Here is a 2,090-nt window from a genome sequence, read left to right as displayed (position 1 = left end):
GGTACGGAGGAATTGCGTGTACATAAACATAAAAAAAGAGGCGAATAAAATCGCCTCTCCAACACATATATACAAAGAATTACACTAGGACTGGACATATATATTATTCTCTCTTTGGTGAGTGATACCTTTTTCATTTTAATTTTTTCTTTTGTTATGTAAAAAAGCGAGTACTGGTGACAGAAGCAGTACTCGTTTTTTTTGAAACTTACAGTCGCATAGTATCGTTCTGTGTGTGTAAGTAGGGAACGAATACTTCGATAAGGAAGGATTTCAAGATAATATATGAAAAAAGATGTAAGGGTGTTACCAAAAATAAAAAAAATTTAGTTAATTACACCAACAGGTGAAATACTTTCTAGGTAACGAAACCCTGGAAAAAATGAGTTATAGTAATAACATAAGAGATTGGCGAAAGGGCGATTGATGCATGGTTGCTCTTTTATTGTGTACGGACATTAAAATATCACATACCGGACTATTTATATAAAAAATTATAGATGGCTAATAAAGTGAAGTTTATGCAGGAAATACTAAATGTTGGGCTCTTTTTCTTTGTTATATAGAAATTACACATTAATGGACGTTTTGGAAACCTAAAAAGGTAGGATGATAAAAGCATTATCATTATTGGATAGAGGAGTTTTGGGATGAAGAAGATGATGTTGAATTCAAGGTGAAGAACAACTATGTAATTTGAACAGTGTGCGGTAGTGTAATGTTAGGTATGAATTACATAGTGCATTCTTCACCTTAGGATGGAAAACAAACATATCCACTACATTTGATATAAGGAGTTCGGAGGTCCCATTCATGCAGGAGTGATACAGTAAGTCTTTCATCTTGCTTAATATGCACTGGATTTTGGTTTTATATACCAATAATGACAAATACAACAAAAAAAGAAACGAATAAAATCGCCTCTTTTTGTACATATGTACAAAAAACATAAGGGGAATTGATATATATTATTCTCTTTTTGGTACAGGATACCTCTTTTGTTGAAAAAGTTTCCTCTCAAATTAACAAAACAAACGAATACAACGAACGAAAAAGAAAAGCAAGAATCAAATGATTCCTGCTAGGTGAAGAGATAGAACTAATAATCCAATAGCGCTAATTGATTTTGGGAAGATGCAAAGTTTTAATTTAAATCCGTTTGGTGTTTTGATTTTTATTTTCATAATTTTTGCTCCTTAATTTAATTTGCCTTACGAGGCTATATACAAGTTGAAGAAGCATTCTTCACAAACGGATAAAAATATCGATAGTTAATAAGATTAAGTTCAATATGTGTCTGTTAAGGTATACCTTTTGGAACTGCATAAAATCTATGAAAATTCAGTTCCTAAACGTTAAATTTATATTTTAGGAACGATCCTATAAAAACGAAACCTTTTGGTTCGTTTTTTCGTTATAATATTATTATGTAAACAAAATAGATGGGACTTACAAATGTTTAATAACATAAAATTCATATATATATGTTGATGAGTAGTAAAAAGAAAAATGAGGGTAGACAAATAGAATCCATGAAACAAATTGGGATTGATGTAATACCATCTTGGTATATAAAACCAAAATATAGTACATATTAATAATGTTAGTGAGCATATCGTATCACATATGGAATGAACCCTGCTGTTGATTTCTCACCTATAACATATAAAGGATACGTTTGTTCTTTCTGTTTAGAACGGTGAAAAATGTACTATGTAATTCATACTTTAAATTAACTTCCACATATTTCCGAAATATATTGTCATTCTTCATGCCGTTACCTAACATGAAATTTACAATATCTAAGAGGGAGATCCGGATGAAAATAGTATACAGATCAAAACGATATAGCTTTTTTATTCCAAATAAGAAAAAAGCAAACAGGTACTTATGTGACAAGAACAAAACAAACATTGGGAAAAGAATATATACATTAGCAAAAGACGGCTATGAGTGTCTGTATCCAGTTCGTAAGGTTATTATTACAGAAAACTTTTATAGAACAGGTAAGATAGATACATTAGATTTCTTCTATGAAACAGAAATGCAAAAGATGAAATAAATAAAAATATACATTAAGTGTGTAAATA

At 30.2% G+C, this 2,090-nt stretch carries 1 protein-coding gene; it reads left to right on the top strand.

Going from position 1 to position 2,090, the window contains the following annotated elements; translation table 11 throughout:
• Positions 1-1,819: 1,819 nt before the first annotated feature.
• On the top strand, positions 1,820-2,062 hold the full coding sequence (locus AB3X49_RS21930) for a hypothetical protein (protein WP_367964730.1): 243 nt from the start codon (positions 1,820-1,822) through the stop codon (positions 2,060-2,062).
• The last annotated feature ends 28 nt before the right edge of the window (positions 2,063-2,090 follow it).

It is taken from the genome of Bacillus sp. C30, from assembly GCF_040838255.1.
Lineage (GTDB): Bacteria > Bacillota > Bacilli > Bacillales > Bacillaceae_G > Bacillus_A > Bacillus_A mycoides.
This window is presented reverse-complemented; position numbering and strand designations above follow the sequence as displayed.